At 40.7% G+C, this 22037-nt stretch carries 18 protein-coding genes; 7 read left to right on the forward strand and 11 right to left on the reverse strand.

The window, feature by feature from the left end:
* The 3 genes from SANK73390_RS00465 to fabR all read right to left on the reverse strand — a co-directional run bounded on the left by SANK73390_RS00465 (window position 1) and on the right by fabR (window position 6329).
* Window positions 1-1983, reverse strand: coding sequence for a Hint domain-containing protein (locus SANK73390_RS00465; RefSeq protein ID WP_462762185.1), 1983 nt, complete (start codon window positions 1981-1983; stop codon window positions 1-3).
* A gap of 105 nt (window positions 1984-2088) precedes the next feature.
* Window positions 2089-5364, reverse strand: coding sequence for a M4 family metallopeptidase (locus tag SANK73390_RS00470; protein ID WP_462762187.1), 3276 nt, complete (start codon window positions 5362-5364; stop codon window positions 2089-2091).
* 356 nt (window positions 5365-5720) lie between these two features.
* Window positions 5721-6329: an HTH-type transcriptional repressor FabR gene (fabR, locus tag SANK73390_RS00475; protein ID WP_261595181.1), complete on the reverse strand. Its 609-nt coding sequence runs from the start codon at window positions 6327-6329 to the stop codon at window positions 5721-5723.
* A gap of 109 nt (window positions 6330-6438) precedes the next feature.
* Between fabR and SANK73390_RS00480 the strand changes: the two genes are divergently transcribed.
* Both SANK73390_RS00480 and sthA read left to right on the forward strand, forming a co-directional pair.
* Complete coding sequence (locus tag SANK73390_RS00480; RefSeq protein WP_462762189.1) at window positions 6439-7584, forward strand: acyl-CoA desaturase; 1146 nt, start codon at window positions 6439-6441, stop codon at window positions 7582-7584.
* A gap of 37 nt (window positions 7585-7621) precedes the next feature.
* A complete protein-coding gene (sthA, locus tag SANK73390_RS00485; protein ID WP_462762190.1) occupies window positions 7622-9067 on the forward strand; it encodes a Si-specific NAD(P)(+) transhydrogenase in 1446 nt (481 codons plus the stop codon).
* Between the two features lie 29 nt (window positions 9068-9096).
* Here the strand turns inward: sthA and SANK73390_RS00490 are convergent, their stop codons facing one another.
* Complete coding sequence (locus SANK73390_RS00490) at window positions 9097-10344, reverse strand: hypothetical protein (protein ID WP_462762192.1); 1248 nt, start codon at window positions 10342-10344, stop codon at window positions 9097-9099.
* Window positions 10322-10960, reverse strand: coding sequence for a cupredoxin domain-containing protein (locus SANK73390_RS00495; protein ID WP_462762194.1), 639 nt, complete (start codon window positions 10958-10960; stop codon window positions 10322-10324). Before SANK73390_RS00495 ends, SANK73390_RS00490 begins: the two co-directional genes overlap by 23 nt.
* Window positions 10961-11138: 178 nt before the next feature.
* On the opposite strand from SANK73390_RS00495, the gene SANK73390_RS00500 reads away from it, so the two are divergent.
* Window positions 11139-13181 (forward strand): glycoside hydrolase family 97 protein, encoded by a 2043-nt coding sequence (locus SANK73390_RS00500; protein ID WP_462762196.1) that lies wholly within the window; start codon window positions 11139-11141, stop codon window positions 13179-13181.
* A gap of 278 nt (window positions 13182-13459) precedes the next feature.
* A complete protein-coding gene (locus SANK73390_RS00505) occupies window positions 13460-14131 on the forward strand; it encodes a LiaF domain-containing protein (protein ID WP_462762198.1) in 672 nt (223 codons plus the stop codon).
* A gap of 36 nt (window positions 14132-14167) precedes the next feature.
* Here SANK73390_RS00505 and SANK73390_RS00510 read toward each other — a convergent pair whose 3' ends face one another.
* A complete protein-coding gene (locus SANK73390_RS00510) occupies window positions 14168-14689 on the reverse strand; it encodes a GNAT family N-acetyltransferase (protein WP_462762200.1) in 522 nt (173 codons plus the stop codon).
* 199 nt (window positions 14690-14888) lie between these two features.
* Window positions 14889-16070, reverse strand: a complete 1182-nt coding sequence (locus tag SANK73390_RS00515; RefSeq protein WP_462762202.1) for an MFS transporter — start codon at window positions 16068-16070, stop codon at window positions 14889-14891.
* A 76-nt stretch (window positions 16071-16146) separates the two neighbouring features.
* Here SANK73390_RS00515 and SANK73390_RS00520 point away from each other — a divergent pair, with 76 nt between their 5' ends.
* Window positions 16147-16953 (forward strand): AraC family transcriptional regulator, encoded by an 807-nt coding sequence (locus SANK73390_RS00520; protein WP_261595190.1) that lies wholly within the window; start codon window positions 16147-16149, stop codon window positions 16951-16953.
* Window positions 16954-17024: 71 nt separating this feature from the next.
* Here SANK73390_RS00520 and SANK73390_RS00525 read toward each other — a convergent pair whose 3' ends face one another.
* On the reverse strand, window positions 17025-17918 hold the full coding sequence (locus SANK73390_RS00525) for a bifunctional GNAT family N-acetyltransferase/hotdog fold thioesterase (protein ID WP_261595191.1): 894 nt from the start codon (window positions 17916-17918) through the stop codon (window positions 17025-17027).
* A gap of 158 nt (window positions 17919-18076) precedes the next feature.
* Here SANK73390_RS00525 and SANK73390_RS00530 point away from each other — a divergent pair, with 158 nt between their 5' ends.
* Window positions 18077-18766: a spermidine synthase gene (locus tag SANK73390_RS00530; protein WP_462762203.1), complete on the forward strand. Its 690-nt coding sequence runs from the start codon at window positions 18077-18079 to the stop codon at window positions 18764-18766.
* A gap of 38 nt (window positions 18767-18804) precedes the next feature.
* On the opposite strand, the gene dtd is transcribed toward SANK73390_RS00530, so the two are convergent.
* The 3 genes from dtd to SANK73390_RS00545 form a co-directional block, all read right to left on the reverse strand.
* Window positions 18805-19242 carry a D-aminoacyl-tRNA deacylase gene (gene dtd / locus SANK73390_RS00535; RefSeq protein ID WP_462762205.1) on the reverse strand — a complete coding sequence of 146 codons (438 nt, stop codon included), beginning with the start codon at window positions 19240-19242 and terminating at the stop codon, window positions 18805-18807.
* Between the two features lie 79 nt (window positions 19243-19321).
* Window positions 19322-20263 carry an alpha/beta fold hydrolase gene (locus SANK73390_RS00540; RefSeq protein ID WP_462762207.1) on the reverse strand — a complete coding sequence of 314 codons (942 nt, stop codon included), beginning with the start codon at window positions 20261-20263 and terminating at the stop codon, window positions 19322-19324.
* Window positions 20264-20275: 12 nt separating this feature from the next.
* On the reverse strand, window positions 20276-21175 hold the full coding sequence (locus SANK73390_RS00545) for a virulence factor BrkB family protein (RefSeq protein WP_462762208.1): 900 nt from the start codon (window positions 21173-21175) through the stop codon (window positions 20276-20278).
* Between the two features lie 84 nt (window positions 21176-21259).
* Here SANK73390_RS00545 and SANK73390_RS00550 point away from each other — a divergent pair, with 84 nt between their 5' ends.
* A complete protein-coding gene (locus SANK73390_RS00550) occupies window positions 21260-21904 on the forward strand; it encodes a DUF2959 domain-containing protein (protein WP_462762209.1) in 645 nt (214 codons plus the stop codon).
* Window positions 21905-22037 lie beyond the last annotated feature (133 nt).

Here is a 22037-nt window from a genome sequence, read left to right on the forward strand (position 1 = left end):
TTACTTAATACTGTTGAGGTAGTCTTTGTGCCAAGGCTCTGGCAAACGAATCAGTACATCCTGCTCAGTCTCTACGTCATCTTTAAATTCATTGTTGCTTTGCATGGTAAGATCGCCAACTTGAAGGCCATTAGCAAACATACTAAATGTTTCTCCCTCTAAATATTTAGGGTCACTTTTGCTGCGCGCCAGACGTAAGTTATACACTTTGTCTTTGAATTTCACTTGTGTGATTTTGCTAACAAACTCAACACCATCTTGGGTATGAATACGGTCTCCTAACTGAACTTCATTCGCCCAAATAGAGTGACCAGATTGCATGATCACAGGATGAGATTCGGTCAGTAATAATTTTTTACCTGATTTGGTTTTCAGCTCCACCATTGGAATTGCTTCTACACCAACGGAAATATCTGTAATTTCCAGTGCTAAATGGTTAGCAGGCGTGTATTGACTTGCACCCAACACTTGATCACCCACTGATAGTTTCTCAATGGGCATTTGAGTACCATTAGGTAGAGTAATTAAGCTTCCTTCAGCCAAACAGCTATACACAATTTGCATTTGTGGATAATCAATATCTTCCCATGAGCCCAAGCCTGCAGAGCCAATCACAACCGTTTCTGCACGGGGGGTTTGACCTGGTCGAGGCTCATTATCTACTGCAATATTCATAATCCAATTGGCATCTTGATAACGTCCATAAAGTGATGCATCTCCAAATACGCCTTGGTTACGTGGAATGTTCCAAGACAATTTGGTCTTAGTACGACGGCCAAATGGGATATATTCGACGTTAATGCTATCTGCAAAAAAGTTTTGAATGTCACTGTACTGATCGCCTGAAATAGAAGTAGCTCCACCTCCTTCTTTGGTTTGGATAAAGATGTTAGAACCAAAATCAATCACGTCTGGCTTTTGTACTTGTGGGCCAGCGGTGAGCGTCGTACTGCCATCACCATTATCAACGACATCTACAACACTCCAATCTGGACGATAAATGCGAGTCACTTTACCCATCAAAATGTATTCACCCACAAATGGAATTTTTAATTTCAACTGATCATTAGGCGTGCCATGAGGGTAAATATTTTCATAATCGCAATCGCCGTAATTTCGGTTTAAACAAATAATAATTTTATTATCCAATTGGGCTTCGGTTTTAGAACGTAAATCTTTTGGATGAGACAATGTAGAACCAAAGTCAGTCCTCATTATACCTACATCTTGCTCAATGACTGACACGCCAACTTCTTGCGTCTCAACAGGGAGTAATCCTAACTCACCAAGTAAGGTTTCTTTTGAATATTCAACTTTCGAATTTCTATCTTCAACAACTTCGTTACCAGCTGCGTCTGTATAAACGATGGTTACCCAAGCATCTGCGTATATACGCTCGGCGCTTTGTAATTTTGCCACCGCATCACTCAAACGTGCGGATGAATAAATTGACTTTCGCTTCTTCTCATCACCATCACCAAAAAACTCCGCATAACGGGGCAGCGTAATCGACTCACCTTTTTCATTCACTAAGGTGATATCAATAAACGTATAGTTGGTAGGGGGTTTTTCACTATTGAGCGCCGATACCACTAAATAATCGTCATTGGTACCCGGCAAAGTTGCCACTTCAACACCCATATGTTTAAAGAAAGAGCACAAACTTGCATTATGCGCACCACACTCATTACTACTGTTCATGCTTGCAATGGTTGCTTTTGGTGTAGCAAGCGCTCGTTCATATTGCTTGTCGATCACGTTAAATAAATGGGGTCTATTTTGCTTGTTAAGCCCATATTGATTTAAGCGCTGCTTAAGTGCGTGAACGTTTTGCTTGTGGGTTAAATCTGATTGCGTAAAGCCTTGTTTGATATCGAGCACCGAGCTCTTTGCTGCTAAATTTACATCATCTCCTTGTGAGGCTTGCGCAAATGAAGCAGCCGCGCCCAATGCCAGAGCGACTGATAAACTGAGTAATTTCATCATGATTCCCTTTGTTATAATTGACCTTAAATGGCTTTTTTGAGCACAGGCTCAGGAGCCTTGCATCAAATAATGCAAGGACCCTTACTGCTAAAAAATTAATTATTACCAGGTGGTTACGTTGAACTTCAGGTCAGATACTTCGCCATAGTGGAAATTATTACAGCCATCTTGACCTTTGCCAGCTTGAGGTTGCTCTTCTAAACGAGCACGTATGACGTAGTCATTGTCTTCCCACCATCTAACATATGGCAGAAATAACGACTGACTAGCTTTGATACGGCAGCGACCATTACCATAACAATCTTTGGTATAGTTACTATTCATATCACTGAAGTTTTCTTCGCCCGACTCAAACTTCTTATCTTGGTCTTTATCTAACCAAATCGTAAAACGCAATTCATTTTGACGGTTGTTAAGTAACCGTTCTGCGGTTGATTCATTGATTTCGTTACTGACAATATCTACCGTTAGTTCTTGTGAGCGAATAAAGCTAAAACCTGTATCGAATGAAGCATAACCACTGCTACTAGTACCTTGTGCCCCAGTTACAGCGCGCCGGTTATTGATAGATGTCCACATTTTGACTTGGTCTATGTAAAACGTATCTGCATTATTTGGGTTACTGATCCCTACCACACACTGCTTAGGCTCTGATAGAGTAATATTACGACTTATCGTATCTATATCATCACTGCCATCTTGATAACTGACAGTGAGGGTAATCGTGTAATTGCCTGCTGTTTGCGGATAATCAATAATACCAGGGTGACGTTGCGCACTTGTACGTCCATCAAAACCAAATTGCCATTGAAAGCTTGGCTGACGTAATGCATTAACTTCAGAGGTATTGATAAATTCTACGCGATTATCAGCAAGGATTTGATAGCCAAAGCCAGCTTTAATAGGAAGCTCTGGCACTTCAACATCCGCTTTTAAGTCAACCACCTGAGCCTGCTTTGTGTGCCCACACGTGTCATAGAAGTTATATTCACTACCAATCGCAACACGCAACATAGTTATTCCCGCAGAGACCGTGTCGGGTAATGTAAATTTGAGTGTGCCACTGCCAATTAGTTGATTGTTTAAGACCATTTCATCTGCCGAGAACAAACCATTACGGTTGCTGTCAACCAGCACCGTTGCTTTTTTATCACTCAAAGATGCTGGTAGTATTAAACTATGTTCATTATGCCTATTCAGTACGAGTGCATTTGACACTAAGCTTTGATAACGCGCGTTAGTCAAAGCCAATGCCTCTGCGTTGATTGACACATCGCTGGTATGCACTTGCCCTTGGTTAAAGTAAGGCTCGCATGCGGCATCAACTGCGCGACTATAAAAGTGACGATAGCCCACTTTCTGCTGACCATTTTTCAGCGTGACAATAAGTTTAAAGCGAATTAAATCATCAACTTCAACTTGTCGTGAGCGTTCTAAGTAATCAAAAACACTGGCGCTGTCACCTTGTTGCCAGCGCTCGATAGTGCCATCTCCCCAGTCAATATCCAGCTTTGCAATATCATCAGCGGGCACTGTGACAAGTCGATAGTGAAGTGTGTCGTAGTTGATTCCCCCCTCAAAATCGAGCGTGGATAACTCTGAACTTCGCGCACTAATACCGACCGAGTGTAACGTTTCGTCAATGTTAGATTTTAGCTGTTCACTCCCTAACTCGGTAAAGTTTTGCGCTTGAGATAGCAAACACTGTCCTGCATCTTCAATACTGGCCCCTGGGAAAAAGCACTCTACATTAGCACGCAAAAATAGCTTGAAAGCATTTTCAATTGACCAGTTATGGGTTTTGACTAATTCATAAAAGGCTTTTCTTAGTACGCCTCCAATGTGGTAGGTAGATAATCCAGTTTGATAATCTTTGAAGTGATCGATACTACGGCCATCCCAAGAGGGCATCTCAAAAAAGCGAGCGCCTTTATCTTCATACATCACATCCCAGCCATACCACCATTTGCGGTTTTTCTGATGATTGTGCACACTGTCACTAATTTGATCTAAATAGGCGGCTGATTGGCTATAGTCCCCACCAATATGTGATTGCAGGTAATCCAGCACTGCCACACTGGCGATATCAGAAAACGCCTCGTTAATCGCACCATCTTGATCTGCTGAGCCTAGTTGACTGTTCCAATGTGTTATAGCATGGCTTGCTTCATGAGCTACAACATCTAGGGTGGTATGAAAGTAATGTGTTCCACCGTAATTACCAGTACCGTAATTAACGTAAGTATCATCCCAATTTGCTTGTGTATTACCGAAGGTATTATTACCCACATTTTGTTGCAACTGCTTTAAACAAAACCCATTCGGGTCACAATTTGTAGACTGATTAGGATACATTTGTTTGAGTAGAGTATGATAAAATTGCATCACAAGGCCTGCATTAAAATGCGCCTCGTTTACCGCTAAATAGCTATAGTAGTCATAGTATTGATCGTCAATACGCTGCTTATCAAAATGTTCATTATTAGCGCCGCATTGATAGCTTGCCGCTACCGTCTTATCACCCATGTAATCAATGGTTTTTACATAAGGGTTTTCTAAAGTACAGGTATCGTTGTTTCGACTAACTACAAACGGGTAGCCTGAAAATGCTTGAAATATCGCACCATCTTGCACTTGCAATAATAGTTCTTGGCCTTTAGGACTGCTTGCGTCAAATTGATAATTTAAGCAATTACTCATACTTTGCGGCTGTGGTGAATAACAAATCGCACCTAATTTTTCATTTCCACCAATACCACCACCAGCAACTAAGCCTTGATTTAATCTGTCCAAGTCTTGGGCTCTGCTCAGTACTTGTAGCGTTTTCGCATCTAGTACGTATCGATACATGTGAGCATTTATCATGCCCCTGAGCACAATAACAGGGGTTAGCTGATTATTGATAACTTCAAAGGCACGTTGTAGTTGCACATTTTTTGGCGCGATTTGTAACTTTGCTTCAATATCTGCTAATAGCTTATCATCTGCATATGAGAATCTTTTTGGTGTTACATATCGTACAGCTTGATCTACAGTGACCGCTTTACCTAAGCCTTGTTGTACATGACCATACTCACTCTTTATCAATACAAAGCGTGCACCGAGTACCGGCCATTGACCTACAAATGTTTGATAGTGTTGATACTCTTGATTCTTACCTGATGATTTTATAAGTCGATACTTTAACTGCCCCTCATGCAAATCAACTGTAGAGCTTATCTGTGACTGCATCGTGGATTCATATCTTTTTGAGGCTATAGACTGCTCAATGGTTGACCAAACATGTGTTTGATTAATTAGAGAGTGCATCTCAATGGCTTGACCTCCTCCAGTCATACCAAGTAACCCACAGGCAATGAAAAGTGAATACTTGTTCATTTCAACTCCTTGTTGAATTCGCTTCAGAACACCTTGTTGATCTAAAGGTGGCTAATGATTAACTAGAGTAATGCATCAAAATTAACAATTAAATAACAAAAAAGAGTGAATATAACTTTCAATAACTATAAGGTCTTGATTTAAAATAACTATGGTTAGAAGTATTTTTATTTACAAAGGAGGGTTCTTTGTGAGAATAAAATATTCATTAACATTTAAAAGTAAAATAAGGTACAAAGGCAGTAAAAATGGTTGATTATATATCTGGGAAAGAAGGAGTTATTGACCACCTTTACAGCAATTTAGTTGCTAAAATGCAATATTACTGAGGTGGTTCAATGAAACAAATTAAGTATTTAGGACTGTGTGCCGTAATGATTGGCACCACGGGCAATGTAGCGTAACTGCCAAATTAACCGCTCAGTTAACTCCGCCCTTTGCTCAGCATCTTGGTCAAGTGCTTCGGCACCCGCATTAAATACTAAGATCACCATTGCCTCAGATTGCATGTAAGCATGATTTTGATTACACGGCGTTTCACTTTCAAGGTAATGGGCCAATTCAAGAATAAAGTGCTTTATTTCTCTGGCAACTGCAGCACGAAATGCTTTTGATGTACCTGAACGCTCTCTAAGTAACAATCTAAATTGGTTGCTTGAGGTCTCAATAAACTCCATAAAAGTTTCTACAGAAGTGATAATTACGCTCCCTCCACTGGCAATTCGCCTGCGAGCTTGGCGCATTAATTGACGTAAGGTTAAGCCAGCCTCATCAACCATCGTCAAGCCTAGTTCATTCATATCTTTAAAGTGACGATAAAAAGATGTCGGTGCAATACCCGCTTCACGGGCAACTTCACGTAAGCTAAGATTAGAAAAACTGTGTTCTGCACTGAGTTGATTGAAAGCGGCTTCTATCAATGCTTGCCTTGTTTTTTGCTTTTGTTGTGCGCGAACACCTGACATTTTTCAACTCCAATCGCGATTTTTTTGAAACGATCTTAAGTCTAATACTTGACGGCAGCAGAATGAAATATTATTTTAGCTTACAAGTGTACGCTGAAATTAAACAATCATGAAAAAACCACCCATTATTTGGACCAACGTCTTGTTCTTTAGTCTGTCATTTTTGGCAGCAATTACCTTAGTGCCTTGGTATGGCATTACCTATGGATTCACCGCCACCCACTGGGTCGTCTTTGTATGCTGCATGTTCTATGCAGGATTATCGATTACGGCAGGCTACCACAGACTCTGGGCACATAAAGCCTATGACGCACACCCTGCTATTCAGTGGGTTTTCGCCATAGGTGGTGCATTCGCCCTGCAAAACAGTGCACTGCACTGGAGTAGCGATCACAGAGTTCATCATGGCCAGGTAGATGACCCCGTTAAAGACCCCTATGCAGCAACTAATGGTTTTTGGTACAGTCATATTGGCTGGATGCTCAGAGACTATCAAGGAGATAGCTACAATAATTACGCCAATGCACGTGATTTGCAACGCAACAAAATCGTGATGTTTCAGCACCGCCACTACTTAACGTTGGTTTTACTGACTAATATTGGCATTCCTTTAGCCCTCGGCTTGCTGTTTTCTAACGGTTGGTTAGAAGTGCTAGGAATGTTGTTACTGGCAGGAGTGCTCAGATTAGTACTCAGCCAGCACTTTACGTTTTTTATTAACTCATTGGCTCATATTTGGGGCTCTCGCCCTTACACTGAAAAAAATACCGCACGGGATAATGGCTTCTTAGCCTTATTTACCTATGGTGAGGGTTACCATAATTTCCATCATATTTTTGCCAGTGACTACCGCAATGGTATTCGGTGGTATCACTATGACCCCACTAAGTGGATGATAAGAGTACTGGCAGCGTTAGGGCTTGCATCAAAACTAAAACGCACTCCAATAGAGCGAATAGAAAAAGCAAAAGCAGAAACTTTGTTATTAAAAACAAAAGTACGCCTTGCAAAATTGCCTTTAGCGCAAGATAAGCTTACATTGTTACATCAAGAGTATGAATTGCTTCTAAAAAAGCTTCAGACGTTTTGCTGTGTGCAAAAGCAGTTAATTGAAGCAAAAAAAGATTCCATGCTTGAGCACTATGATAAGTCTGCATTGATGAGTCAATATCAAGAATTAGAAGCAGCTTGGCACAGTCAAAAACAGGCGTGGTTAGCATTAAATGCGAGGCTGCTAAAACCGTCTTTTAGCTAATATTTGGCGGCCTCCAAAATAGAATGAGGAAGAGGCCGTGACTAAGCCAAAAAATAAACCTGCCCCCGTAGCACAGACAGGTTCAGATACATTTCAATATGATGCAATAATTATAGGTACAGGCCCTGGTGGTGAAGGGGCCGCCATGAACTTATCTAAAAGCAACAAAAAAGTGGCGGTGATTGAACGCCAAGAATCGGTAGGTGGGGGCTGCGTACATTGGGGAACAATTCCCTCTAAAGCGCTTCGTCACTCTGTCAGTCGCTTAATTGAATATAAAGCCAACCCTTTATATCGCTTTGCTGAAAAGCCACAACGTCATACCTTTCAGGATATTCTAAATCACGCTAGTACCGTAATATCCAAGCAGTCTAATTTACGTAGTAGCTTTTATGAACGTAATCGTATTCATTTGTATCAAGGTAATGCAAGTTTTGTTGATCAGCACACCATTAAAGTTGAACACATTGATGGATCACAAGATTTAATTACGGCACGCACCATTGTAATAGCCACTGGTTCACGCCCATATCGTCCACCTGAAGTAGACTTTGCTCACCCAAGAGTTTATGACAGCGATACCATTTTAAGTTTAAAACATAATCCACAGCGCGTACTCATTTATGGTGCTGGTGTAATTGGCTGCGAGTATGCATCTATTTTCAAAGGATTAGGTGCAAAAGTCGATTTAATTAACACCCGTGATCGACTACTTGCTTTTATGGATGCAGAAATTTCAGATGCGCTAAGCTATCACTTTTGGAATAGTGGTATTGTGATCCGCCATAATGAAGACTTTGACCGAGTTGAAACGCGCGATGATGGTGTGATCTTACATTTAAAGTCGGGTAAACGTGTCAAAGCAGATTGCATTTTATTTGCTAATGGTAGAACGGGTAACACCAATGGCCTTAATTTACCAGCCATCAATTTAAAAGCAGATGGACGTGGACAGTTAAAAGTAAACGAAAACTACCAAACTGAGATAGATAATGTGTATGCGGTTGGTGATGTGATTGGCTACCCGAGTTTAGCAAGTGCCGCGTTTGATCAAGGCCGTATTGCTGCTGATGCCATTGCCCACGGCGAATGTGCTGATAAATTAATTATCGATATACCGGCTGGCATTTATACGATTCCTGAGATGAGTTCTGTAGGGAAAACAGAACAGCAACTCACTGCAGCGAAAATTCCCTATGAAGTGGGTCGTGCACAGTTTAAACACCTTGCTAGGGCACAGATCACAGGTACTGAGGTCGGTAGCTTAAAGCTGCTATTTCACGTTGAAACTAAAGAGCTTTTGGGCGTACATTGCTTTGGCGAACGCGCTTCAGAAATTGTACATATCGGCCAAGCTATCATGGAGCAAAAAGGCCCAGGAAATAACGTTGAATATTTCGTCAACACCACCTTTAACTACCCTACCATGGCCGAAGCATATCGAGTAGCCGCACTCAATGGCTTAAATCGTTTGTTTGATTAAAAAATAAAGCGCCAATTGGCGCTTTATTTTTAAAACTGATATTGTGCGGTTATTCGCCATATCTGCTCATCTAACCCAAGCGTTCGACCTACGGCTAATCGAGCATCGGCTTCATAGTCGATAAACTGCAACTCTGCACCGAGTTGCCACTTTTCAGATAACGACTTTTGCACGTTGATAGTTGCTCCTTGAGTAAAGCTGGCATTTTCATCAAATTGCCAGAAATCTTTATCAATCACTTTAGATTGCTCTGTTTTGACACTCACTCGGTAATCATCAAATGTGTGACTAAACATCACAAACCAACTATAAAAGTCATTATCAACCCCCCGATTTGCTCCCATCGCTGTGTTGCCTGACATTGCTTGTATAATGACCTGTGATTGCGCACTCAGTTTTGTACGCCAAGCCAAACTCCAAAACTTAGTATCCCATGCATATTGCTTAGTTACGTAATTAATTGCGCTAGGGTCGCCATTATTATCGTACCAATAAAGTCGCACGTTATGACGCTTTAAATAACTCCAATGCAGCCCTGTATAATAGCCAAAACGCCCGTCAATTTCAGTAAATGGTTCAACATACTGCCCTTGAAGACGTAACTGCGGCGCGCTAAGCGATTTGAGCGGAGCAAACCCGATGCGCTCATTAAAAACACTTTGTCTATCATGAGGTACAAACCCGCGCCACGCGATGAGCGTGCCCGCAGGGTCATTACCTTTGAATATTGCACCAATCATGCTGATATCATGCTTTGAGCGAAACCGCCTTGCTGCACGCTTAAGTTCAAATTCAGCGCCAAAAGTACGCACTTCCTCACCCAGCCATGCATTCAAAGCTGAGTAATGATAAGTATAAGGAGAAGCCCAACCAAGTGCCGGATTTTCTAACGACATCCTTGGATAAAATCCGCCTATTCGAGCACTAAATTGATATCCTTGTGCCAATGGTTGATACTGAGCATAGGCCTCTGTTAGTCCAAATTTATCCTTGGGGTCCGCAACATACTGCGCAACACCATGTGCCGACCAAGCAGAACTTAAATCGACTCTCGTACTTAACACAGCACGACTCACACCTAATTGATTACTTCCTTTATCAAACCTTGCGATACCCCACCCTTGCTGATGCCAAGCTTTCATATTACTGGGGTTGGTTAAAGAGACATCAATCGCACCTTTAAAGTGCGTCGAAATACCTTGTGCTGCTACATAGGGACTTAGCAGTAACACACTTAGCATGGCGCCTAATTGTTTACTCGTAATCATCTGTTTCATCGGTGAGGAACTCCAGTTTTTCGAGTAACGGCTGTTTAATTTGATATTTTACAGATTGAGATACTTGGGTAATAGTCAATGGCATACTTTCTGGGTCGTTTAGATTCTCAAAACGTTCGTGCCATACATTTAATTGTGCATTACCCAGCTGAGTACTGTTAATATCAAGGTTGACCTTACCTTGAGTATTACTGACACCATAAACCCCTGAATTGACAATCAAGATATACCCCAGCATCCAATCATGAATATTACAACCTAGCTCTACCACACCTGTTTCTTTAAAATGTACAGGTGCCAAAGGTTTATCACGATAAAGCTTTAATTCAAATGACTTAGCTTTAGAAAATGAATACACATGGTGAAGTATCGAATCAAAATTAGGGAAGTCTACTTTGCTCTTCGTTGGGATGATCAACGTATGTGGCACAAATGCTCTATTTTTTTGGCCCATACTATACACTTTGTCTTTTTGAGATTGACTAGCTTGCCATTGTTCACCAGCCAACCACACAGCAGCTCCTGAAATTGCCTTACCTTGAGAATCGCTTATGGTTACTTCAAGTGCAGGGCTTGAACAACTTACAAATCCAAACAAAAACAGTATTTTTCTCATGTGTATTCCGTACGTGTCATGTGGTATTGAATATTGTGCACACCAAGCTATTAGGAGAGTAGACCTAAGATACGCCTTTTAGCATTCAAAATGAATACGTATGCAGAAATTTCAGAGTTTCCCTATGTGCGCCGTATGCTAATACAACACCATAAATGACAACAAATAAGGGAACCCTATGCGCTTAATCAGCACTTTGGTAATGTGCAGTAGCTTGTTTTGTTCAACAACCCAAGCGGCAAACTACTCTGTTAGCTCTCCCGATGGCACTATCGAGTTCACTATTGACGATAGCCAATCTCAACCTAAATACCAAGTTAAGTTTAACGATAAGCAACTATTAAGTAACTCAAAGTTAGGCTTTGAGTTTAAACATGCTCCTGCAATGAGAAACAACTTAGAAATTGCCAAAGCAACAACCAGCAATTACCAAGATACTTGGCAACAACCTTGGGGTGAAGCGCGCTTAATTGAAGACCATCATAATGAATTGGCAGTTAGCTTTGGTGATATAGATAATAAAAAATCAGCATATCTATTGAGAGTACGTGTATTCAATGATGGCTTGGGCTTTCGTTATGAAGTCAACCAAAGTAATGCGCTATATATCACTAAAGAGTTAACTGAATTTAATTTTGTCGATAGTCAACACAGCACAGCATGGTGGATCCCTGCCAGAGGTTGGAATCGCTATGAGTACACCTATAACACCACAGCCTTGCAAAAAGCCGCTCATGTACATACACCTTTTACATTAAAAAATGCAGATGGTGTACATATTAGCGTGCATGAAGCTGCCTTAGTCGACTACGCTGCGATGACACTAAACCAACGTCGACCAGGCACATTTGTAGCAGATTTAACTCCTTGGTCTGACGGGATAAGAGTAAAAACAAATGGTCAATTTAAAACTCCATGGCGCACCTTACAAATTGGTGATGCTGCAATAGATTTATTGAACTCTCACTTAATCTTAAATCTTAACGAGCCAAATAAACTCGGCGATGTTTCTTGGGTTGAACCGGGTAAATATTTAGGTATTTGGTGGGGCATGCACATTGGTAAAAATACGTGGGGCAGTGGTGAAAAACATGGTGCAACTACCGCCCACACTAAAGAATACTTAAGCTTTGCCGCCAAACATGGTTTCGATGGTGTATTAGTTGAAGGCTGGAATACCGGTTGGGACGGAGATTGGTTTTTTAACGGAGATGTATTTAGTTTCACTCAAAACTACCCAGACTTTGATATTAAAGCGATTGGTGAATACGCAAAGCAGGTGGGGGCACGGCTGATTGGCCATCATGAAACCTCTGGGAACGTAAGTAACTATCGCCTGCAAATGAAAGATGCCTTTGAATTGTATCAACAGATAGGCGTTCGCCAAGTAAAAACAGGTTATGTCGCAGATGGCGGCAATATAAAGCGCATTGATGAACGTGGCCATGCGCGTTTTGAATGGCACGACGGTCAGTTTATGGTGAATGAATATTTACATAACGTAAAACAGGCCGCCAATTATCACATTAGCATTAACACCCATGAGCCAATTAAAGATACCGGCCTGCGTCGTACCTACCCTAATTGGCTTAGTCGTGAAGGCGCGCGAGGACAAGAGTTTAACGCTTGGGGTACACCACCCAACCCACCAGAACATACTCCAATGCTCGCATTTACACGCATGTTAGCTGGCCCGATGGATTTTACCCCTGGTATTTTCGATATGAGCTTTAATGGCTTAGGCGATAAAACCAATCGACCACAAACCACACTGGCAAAACAACTAGCTCTTTACGTTGTGCTATATAGCCCCATTCAAATGGCCGCTGATTTACCAAAAAACTACCTTGCCAAAGCTGATGCCTTCAAATTTATCAAAGATGTCCCGACTGATTGGGAAAGCAGTATCGCGCTATCCGGTGAGGTAGGGGATTATGTGGTATTTGCCCGTAAAGAAAGGCAACGCGGTAAATACACCGGCAAAGATTGGTATTTGGGCGCGATTACTGATGAACACGCACGTACTATCACAGTCAAATTAGACTTTTTAGAACCGAATCAAAAGTTTGAAGCGCAAATTTACCAAGATGGTAAAAATGCACAATGGAAAACTAACCCATATGACATAAACATCAGTAAACGTCTCGTTACGAACAAAGATAAACTCACTTTAACACTTGCCACCAGCGGCGGTACGGCAATCCGTTTCAAGGCACTTTAATTGACATATAAACATCGGTATCTTAACGATGTCGATGCTTTCTGCCATACAATAGCCCCCTTTACCTCTGTTATAATTAACCTAAGATTTGGATAAGGCTTTGCAAGAAAAAATACTTTGTTGGTAACATTACTTAGTGAAATTGCTTAATTATTCGTATTTATAACCACACACTATTTTTGTTAAATCGTAACCACCTGATAAAAAAGAAATAATAAAATGGCCTGCTCATTGCTTTATAATTTTAAATAATGAAAATGCGACATAGGGAGAATAACGTGCCAGTACCAATTAACGACAGGCCTGTAGAATCGGTAAGAGAAGAAGTAATAGACCAACTTATCTTAAACTACAGTCATGGTGAAATATCAGCTGATGCATTTGAAAGACGACTAGACAAAGCATACAGCTTATGCGAGCCTGAGCAGCTCCAAGCTTTAGCAGCTGACCTACCTCTGCAGTCAGACCCTCGCTATCACAGTGAAAAGCAAGCCAGAATGCAACCTAAGTTCACGGCATCTGAGCAGCACCCTGACACTCTCAATATTACTTCTATTTTAAGTTCTGACCAACGCACAGGAGAGTGGATTGTTCCTAAACATATCCAATTAAACAACTACTTTAGCGGCATAGAACTGGACTTTAGAAATGCAATTTTCACTCACCCAGAGGTGACGATCGAAGTAAATTGCATTTTTGGCAGTGATGAAATCATTGTACCTGAAAATATCGACGTGATTACCAATACCACCAATATATTAGGTCAAGTGAGTAATAACCGAGCGGGGCTTTCATCCAATACCTACAATACTCAGCGCCCTAAGCTTTATATTCAAGGTAAGGTGATTTTAGGCAGCGTTGATATTAGTGTTAAAAAAACCATGCAAGAAAAAGTCAGACAATTTGCCGACAGCTTAAAATCACTGTTTGATGAAAAAAGAAGCTCTTAAGCCGCCGCTTATACATCCGCAGAGCCTTAGTCGCAGTTAGGCTCTGCATAAACCATAATAATATGCATCTGCGCGCTCATTACCTAGTTTAAAGTGACTACGTAAATGCCCTTCTCGTTGCATACCTAGCTTTTCCATTAACTTCCATGATGCAACATTGTCAGTTGCACACAATGCCGTAATTTTCATCACCGGCTGTTGCACAAATAGCTGAGTTATAAATGCATCTACTGCCTCAAAAGCATAACCTTGACCCATAAAGTCTTTATGTAGTCGATAGCCAATTTCGCCTATTAAGCTTTCTGTGTTTACATATTTAAACATCAATTCACCAATTAACCGACCACTATAATTTAGTGTAATTCCCAAAGCCAAACGTTGCTGCTCTTCGCCATGCCAAGGCTTACACCCTTCTAGTAAACGCACTTTAGCTTGCGTAAAAGTCAAAGGTTCACCAATATAACGAGACGTTGAAGCACAGCTGCGGTGTTCAAAACTTGCTTGCAAGTCCTCAGGCGTCACACATCTTATGACTAACCGCTGCGTATTAAATTGCATTAACTAATCCTTACTAGTGTGTGTTTAAAACACTGATACCCGCTATTTGTCGGTCCTTTATCAATAAAGAACCGCCTCATCTAATAACCTAAAAAAATATATAATTTCAAAAACTTAGCATCTAACGCAATATAAAACTGGCACCGTAATATATTAAAAGAAGTATCGAAATACCACTTTTAATACGCCAACTCTCTCTTTATAGTGAACTCGATAATTGTGCCTGACGACGTTGTAGGTGCCACCCGATAAACTGGCTTAAAATTAAAGAGCAGACAGCTAAACCGGCTCCAAAGTAAAATACCAATGAGTTATCATATAACCAAACAACTCCAAAACTAGCCGGAATGACAACGGCAGCGATGTGATTAATAGTAAAACTTACCCCTGCAGTTGAAGCAATATCTTCTGGCCTCGCTATTTTTTGAAAATATGTTTTAAGCGCAATTGCCATCGCAAAAAATAAGTGATCAACAACATATAACACCGCGGCAAAGTCTGCAGATTCAACCAATGCATAACCAGTAAATACCAGTATTAAACCCGTATATTCTATCGTTAGTGCCTTTTGTTCACCCATCTTGGCTATCATTTTACCAATCATGGGGGCCGCAAAGATATTTATCACATGATTTAGCATATACAATGCGGTGATCTGAGCGACATCAAAACCAAACTTCTCAACCATCAAAAAACCAGCAAACACCATAAATATTTGTCGGCGCGCACCAGAGAAAAACACTAATAGGTAATACAGGCTATATTCCTTACGCAAAATGAGTTTTTTATTCTGGATACTATGTGCCTGAAAATGTGGAAATGCATTTATCATAAATAATGTAAGAATTAGTCCTATACCACCGAGTAATAAATACAGCCATACGTACCCAACCTGTAAAAAACTCACGAATAACCAAATCATTGCAAATGTAACTAATGACGCCATAGACTTTATCGACATCAATTGCCCTAACTTCTGCGCAGCTTCGTCTTTGCTGAACCACTGAAGACTGAGTGATTGATTTAGTGTCTCAAAATAGTGAAAACCAACAGACATTAATACCGTGGTCGCATAAAGGCCATAAATAGTCGGGAATAAACCGGTCACAGCAACCCCTATCGATAATAAACATAAGCTGATTAGCGCAAAGGTCTGTTCTTTCAAAACCAAGAGCACAAACACGGCAGTAAACGCTAAAAAGCCAGGAATTTCTCGCAAAGATTGCAGCATACCCATGTTCGCACCATTAAAGTTCGCTGCCTCTATCGCAAAGTTGTTTAACAAGGCTGTCCATGCAGCAAACGTCACCGCCATCACAATTGTTGCCAGCGCTAAAAAGCCAAATGGTGTTTTCCATTTTTGAGCAGGTACATGTTCCATTGCCTCTCCTAAAAGCACGTTGATTAAATTTCATGCTCATTGTATGCTCAATTTTAAATGACCAAAATACAACACCATGACAGAAAGTTTATCAAACCAGACAAGTTTAGGCTGGGTGAGCAGTCAAACACGATTTAACCTAACCCACTTAGGTAAGCCAGTTTACCCAAGAGCAACCACTATGCCGCCTTGGCAACATGTACAAACACATCAACATACTTGGGGGCAACTTGCTTACACCAGCAATGGTGTAATGACAATTAACACCCCTGCTGGGAATTTTGTTATTCCACCCGATCAAGCTCTTTGGCTCCCCCCTAATTTACCTCATGAAACATTTTGCCGTTATGGCGGACATTTTCGTAGTGTTTATATTGATGGTGACTATATTGACGTTTTAGGCCGTGATGCCAAGCTATTGCACGTAGATGAGTTACTAAAATCTATCATTTTAGAAATATGTCAATGGGATCCTAACTATACTCTCGATGAAAAAAAGCTGCGTTTTATTGATGTCTTTATAGACAGGCTCGAATCAGCTCCAACTAGCGCCTTTTTTATGCCAACAGCTCAAGACCCTAGATTATTGCCCATAATCAGTGAGCTTCATGCTAACCCCGGATGTAATAAAACACTACAGCAATGGGGTGAAGAGGTTGGCGCGTCAACCAGAACCCTTAACAGGCTGTTTCACAAAAGCTTTACAATGAACTTCAGCCAATGGAAACAAAAACTGCGAGGATTAAGAGCGGTAGAGATGATAGAAGCGGGTTACAGTCAACAACTTATCGCGGAGCAACTGGGGTTTGAATCAAGCTCAGCTTTTAATACTGCCTTTAAGAAGGTGTTTGATTGTACTCCAGGGCAATACTTACGTAAATAAACGTTATAAGTAGGCTTTCGTAAATAAAAACCTACTAGTGCAACATAAAAAACCAATGCAACTTAACGTATTTATTTTATAACTACAAACGTGCCTTCAAATTTTGCAACCAATACATCACCATCATATACGTTAACTGGCACAACATATTTTACCTTAGACTCATCTGCTAACGTATCAAGGTTACCTTCACACTCGGATAATGATACTGTCGCATTCGGCGCTGCCGTCAAAGGTTTAAGGTACTTAATATTGGCATCTGCTAATACAATATCTCCTTCTATATTTAGCTCTTTCATCGCCAAATAAGTTGCCCCCCAACCTGTGAGAGTGGCCATACTATAAATTGAGCCAGCAAACATTGAGCTATGAAGGTTGAGGTTCGCTTTCAAATCAGCACGCGTTGAAAATTGCCAGTCGGTGTAGCTATCTACTTTAATACCCATCGCATCACTAATGGGGATTGATTCACGCCAAGTATCTTGTAAAACTTGCGTCCAATCAGGATGGCGAAACCAACCAGGCTCTGTGGGTTTTTGCTTAACCATTTTCCAATGCTGAATGTCATTGTAGGCAAGGTGTGCTTTCTCTACCATTTGATATCCATGGCGTTCATAAAAAGCGAGTGCCCGCTCTCTAGCAAATAACACCAACTCATCAGCACTTTGCCGCCAAGCACTTTTCTCAAGCTCATGTAATAAACGACTACCCAAATGGTGTCCTCTATGTTCCTCTGATACAGCCATATAACGGACTTGTGCTTGTTGTTGGTTATTAAAATGCAATCGCGCGACAGCCAGTACTTGCTCTTCATTATTTTTAATGTATAAGTGCTCAGATTCTTGCTCTAAATCGTCCTGCTCCGAACCTCTTGGTTGCCCCCAAGGGGCCCGTAATACCTGCCAGCGTAATTGATAGTAAGCTTGCCAGTCTTCACTACTTTGGGGTGAGCTAACCTTAAACATATATACTCCTGTTCTTCATTTTTCTTGCCGATGTGCGATAAACCATACTCGAAATCGTAAGAACTGAACATACTCGATTAGTAGAAGTTTCATGTATTCCGTAAAAAATATCGCACAAAATGTGTATTATCGAAGCCTTAAGCTATGCTCATTTAACTATGTATGATTTTGTAACTGCCAAAGGCACAATCGCCAATCAATTTGTGCAACAAAGCCATAAATTAGGACACCTACTTTATTGGCATAAACAAGGCGATATTAGTATTCAAGTCAGACAGGATAAAACCTTGCGCTGGTTGTTGATCAATGACACTTTACAATCTGTGGTGGCAAGAGACCATCCAGAACACTTTCTTTTTCCTCATTTACAAGCCCTAGAAAAAATTTGGCAGAATCTAACTCCGCCAAAAAGTGTATTAGAGTTAGGACTAGGAGGTGGGGCAATCAGAGATTATCTACAGGCCATGTACACCGATTGTCATGTATTTTCGGTCGATAACAACCCAGACATTGTGCACTGCTATAAAAAGTACTTTAGCACGAAAAAAGCTTGTCACGTTGCCTGTATGAGCGCAGATTCAGCGTTAAGTGAAGGACAAAAATATGATTGGATCATTTTAGACTTATTCAGTGAAATGCGCGCCCCTTTGTTCTTATTCCAACACCCATTTTATCAACTGTTGCGAGCCGCGCTTAACCCTAAAGGCTGGTTATTCATCAACTTTCTTTGTGAGCATCACTCACAAAGAAAACATTTAGAACACCTACTTATTACTAACTTTGGAAAAAAGCCTCACATCGTAACCCTATCTGATTACGCCAACCATATTATTGCCGTTAGACGTTAGACGTTAGACGTTAGACGTTAGACGTTAGACGTTAGACGTTAGACGTATAGATTAAATGTAACAGGTCCATCATTACATAATGTGACTTGCATATCTGCTGCAAATTGGCCTGTGGCAACTTGTATACCAGATGCTCTTGCTTGCTCAATAAATAACTCATAGAGCGCTTTAGCTTGTTCTGGCGTTGCCGCTGAAGAAAAGCTAGGTCTCATTCCCTTGTTTGTATCCGCAGCCAAAGTAAATTGTGACACGACTAATAATTGCCCTGATATATCTTTCAGGCTTAGATTCATCTTGCCATCAGCATCAGTAAAAATACGATAATTACTTATTTTATGCAGTAACTTTGTTACGTGACTTATTTCGTCATTTTTTTCCACGCCTAACAAAACCAGTATACCCGTGCCTATCTCACCAACTACGTGACTATCCACTTCGACTTTGGCTTGAGACACTCTTTGTATAAGACCCTGCACTTCTCCCCCTATTTAATCGATGCACAAGAATATAACTATAAGCGAATGATATACCATGTTCTACCTACCTTTTGCTTAACTATGTGTGTAATTTACATGCTAATAAGTCTGCTGCTCGACGAATCGCCTCAAAATATGCTTCATTTGCACCGCTGTGCCCTATGCCATCCAAAATGTACAACTGAGCATCTAACGCATTAGCCAAACGCTGTACCGGTGCAAATCGGCAAACAAGGTCATGCCGGCCATGAATAAACCAAATGGGTGTTTTTTGTAAATTTTTAGGTGCAGTATCTAATCCTTTGAGCTGCTCAAAGACTTTTGGGCTAAAATAATGACACATAATTTTTGCCTGTTGTGTGATACAGCTAACTTGCTCCAAGTGATAACGACTCATCGCAGCAGCCAAAGTAACTTGCCTATCCCAGCTATGCCAATAAAGTGCCGCTTTGTGTTGTAATAATTCATCTTCGCTGGATAACGCATTTTGATAATAAGCCAGTATATCCTGCATACAACCAAAACCTTGACTGAACTCTTCATAGCTTTCTGGATAAAACTGGGCACCCGCGCCATTTTTGGAATATAACCAATGCAAGTCCTCAGGTGTTGCTAAAAAGCTCGCCCACAAAATAAGACCTTTAATACGCTCAGGGTAAGTGTGTGCGAATAACAGACTTAGTGTTGCCCCCCAAGAACCACCCGCAAACACAGCTTGTCTAATTTCAAGGTGTTCTAATAAGTTATTGATATCTTGGATTAAGTGCTTAGGCGTATTGTTCTCTAATACTAATGGAGTTGAGCCGCCACATCCGCGCTGACTGAATAAAATAATACGGTAGCGCTTGGGGTTGAAGTACTGCGTAGTGTCTACACTGAGCCCACTCCCTGGTCCACCATGACTGATCAATACAGGTAACCCATCAGCTTTCCCATACTCTTCAACATAAATTTGATGACCTTCACCTACAGCAAAATGAAAGCTACGTAACATGTCACCGACTCTATAACCTTGTGCCATCATTACCCCGTTTTAGCTGATTATATTGCTTTCCTTCTCTTGATCTTCAGCACTTTCAAACCATGAGGAAAGCTTACTCAAGCATACTGTAAACTCTGCGCCTAAAAGTACAACTATCCATGACAAGTACACCCATACAAACAAAATCGGGACGGTTGCCAAAGCACCATATATTAATTCGTAAGAAGGAAAGTGGCTAATATAGGCTGCAAAGGCTTTTTTTGACAACTCAAAAAGCATAGCAGCAAATAACGCTCCCGGAACTGCTGCGCGAAAAGATACTCGAGTGTTAGGCACTAATGTATAAAGCATAATAAAGCCAGCCATAGACATAAAATAGGGTAATAGTTTCAGTAAAAATCCACTAAACCCCGGAATACCTTGATCTGCAAACGTTGCTAATGAAACAATATATGAAGTAACAGCAATGCTAGCGCCTAAGAAGACAGGTCCTAGTGTGAGTACCATCCAATATATTGCAAATGAAATCATCAATGGTCGTTTCTTTTTTATACGCCATATTCGGTTAAGTGCTGCGTCTACATTACGAATAAGCAATAACGCAATAGCAGTTAAAAAACCGATCCCCACTGCAGTCATTTGATTCGCATTACCTGTAAAAGTGCTAATATGAGATTTAATATTATCCGTCGAAGTAGGTACGAAATTATTGAAGATGAAACTTTCGATATCCTGTCGAGTGCCTTCAAACCCAGGAAATGCCGAAAAAATAGCAACACCGACAGCTATTAATGGTACTAAAGATAACAACGTAACATAAGCTAAATAGCCAGCATTAACAGTAATTTGATCTTGTACACAGCGAACAAAATAATAGCGCCCCCATTTTGGTAACCTTGAAATGATTTTCTCGCTGTTCTCAATTAACTCTGGTAGTTTTATAACTTTCATAAATTTTCAGCTTCAACAAACTCTTTGCATATCATAGCAATCAGTTACATAATTTACAGCTAGATAATAGAAAGTAGACACTATATGAAACATTTTATATTGATAATAACCTTGATCATAGGCCTTACGGGCTGCCAAACTGCTTATTACTCCGCCATGGAAAAAGTAGGTATTCATAAACGTGAAATACTTGTTGATAGAGTCGAGGCCACCAAAGAGTCTCAAGAAGAATCTCAACAAGAGTTTCAATCCGCTTTAGAGCGGCTTAGTACATTGATTAACTTTGATGGTGGAGAGTTACAATCCGCATATGAACAGCTAAATAGCGATTACGAATCAAGCCTCGCTTCGGCAGAAGAGGTAAGTGTAAATATCAATAAGGTTGAAGATGTTGCCCAAGCACTTTTTGATGAGTGGCAAGATGAACTAGCACAATATTCAAGCGCCAACCTTAAACGTGAAAGTGAAAAAAAGCTAACTCAAACACAGCGTCAGTTTGACCGATTACTTCGCTCTATGCGTAGTAGTGAACAAAAAATGCAACCTGTCTTGGCTTCTTTAAAAGACAATGTTTTATACCTTAAACATAATTTGAATGCTCAGGCGATTGCAGCCATTCGTGGTGAGTTTAAAAGCTTGCAAACTGATATTAAGTCTCTAATTGATGATATGAATCGCTCTATAGCTGACTCAAATAGATTCATTGAACAAATGAATGCTAGTAAATAGTGCGTTATGCAAAATGCTTACGGCGAAGAATTAACTAGCTAGAATGACCAATGTTTTAATAAAGTTGGTTTTTCATTCCATTTGCGCAAGGTGAAATAAACAGGTTTAGCTGCTGCTGAGGGACTATTAGACT

This window comes from Pseudoalteromonas sp. SANK 73390, from assembly GCF_054966645.1.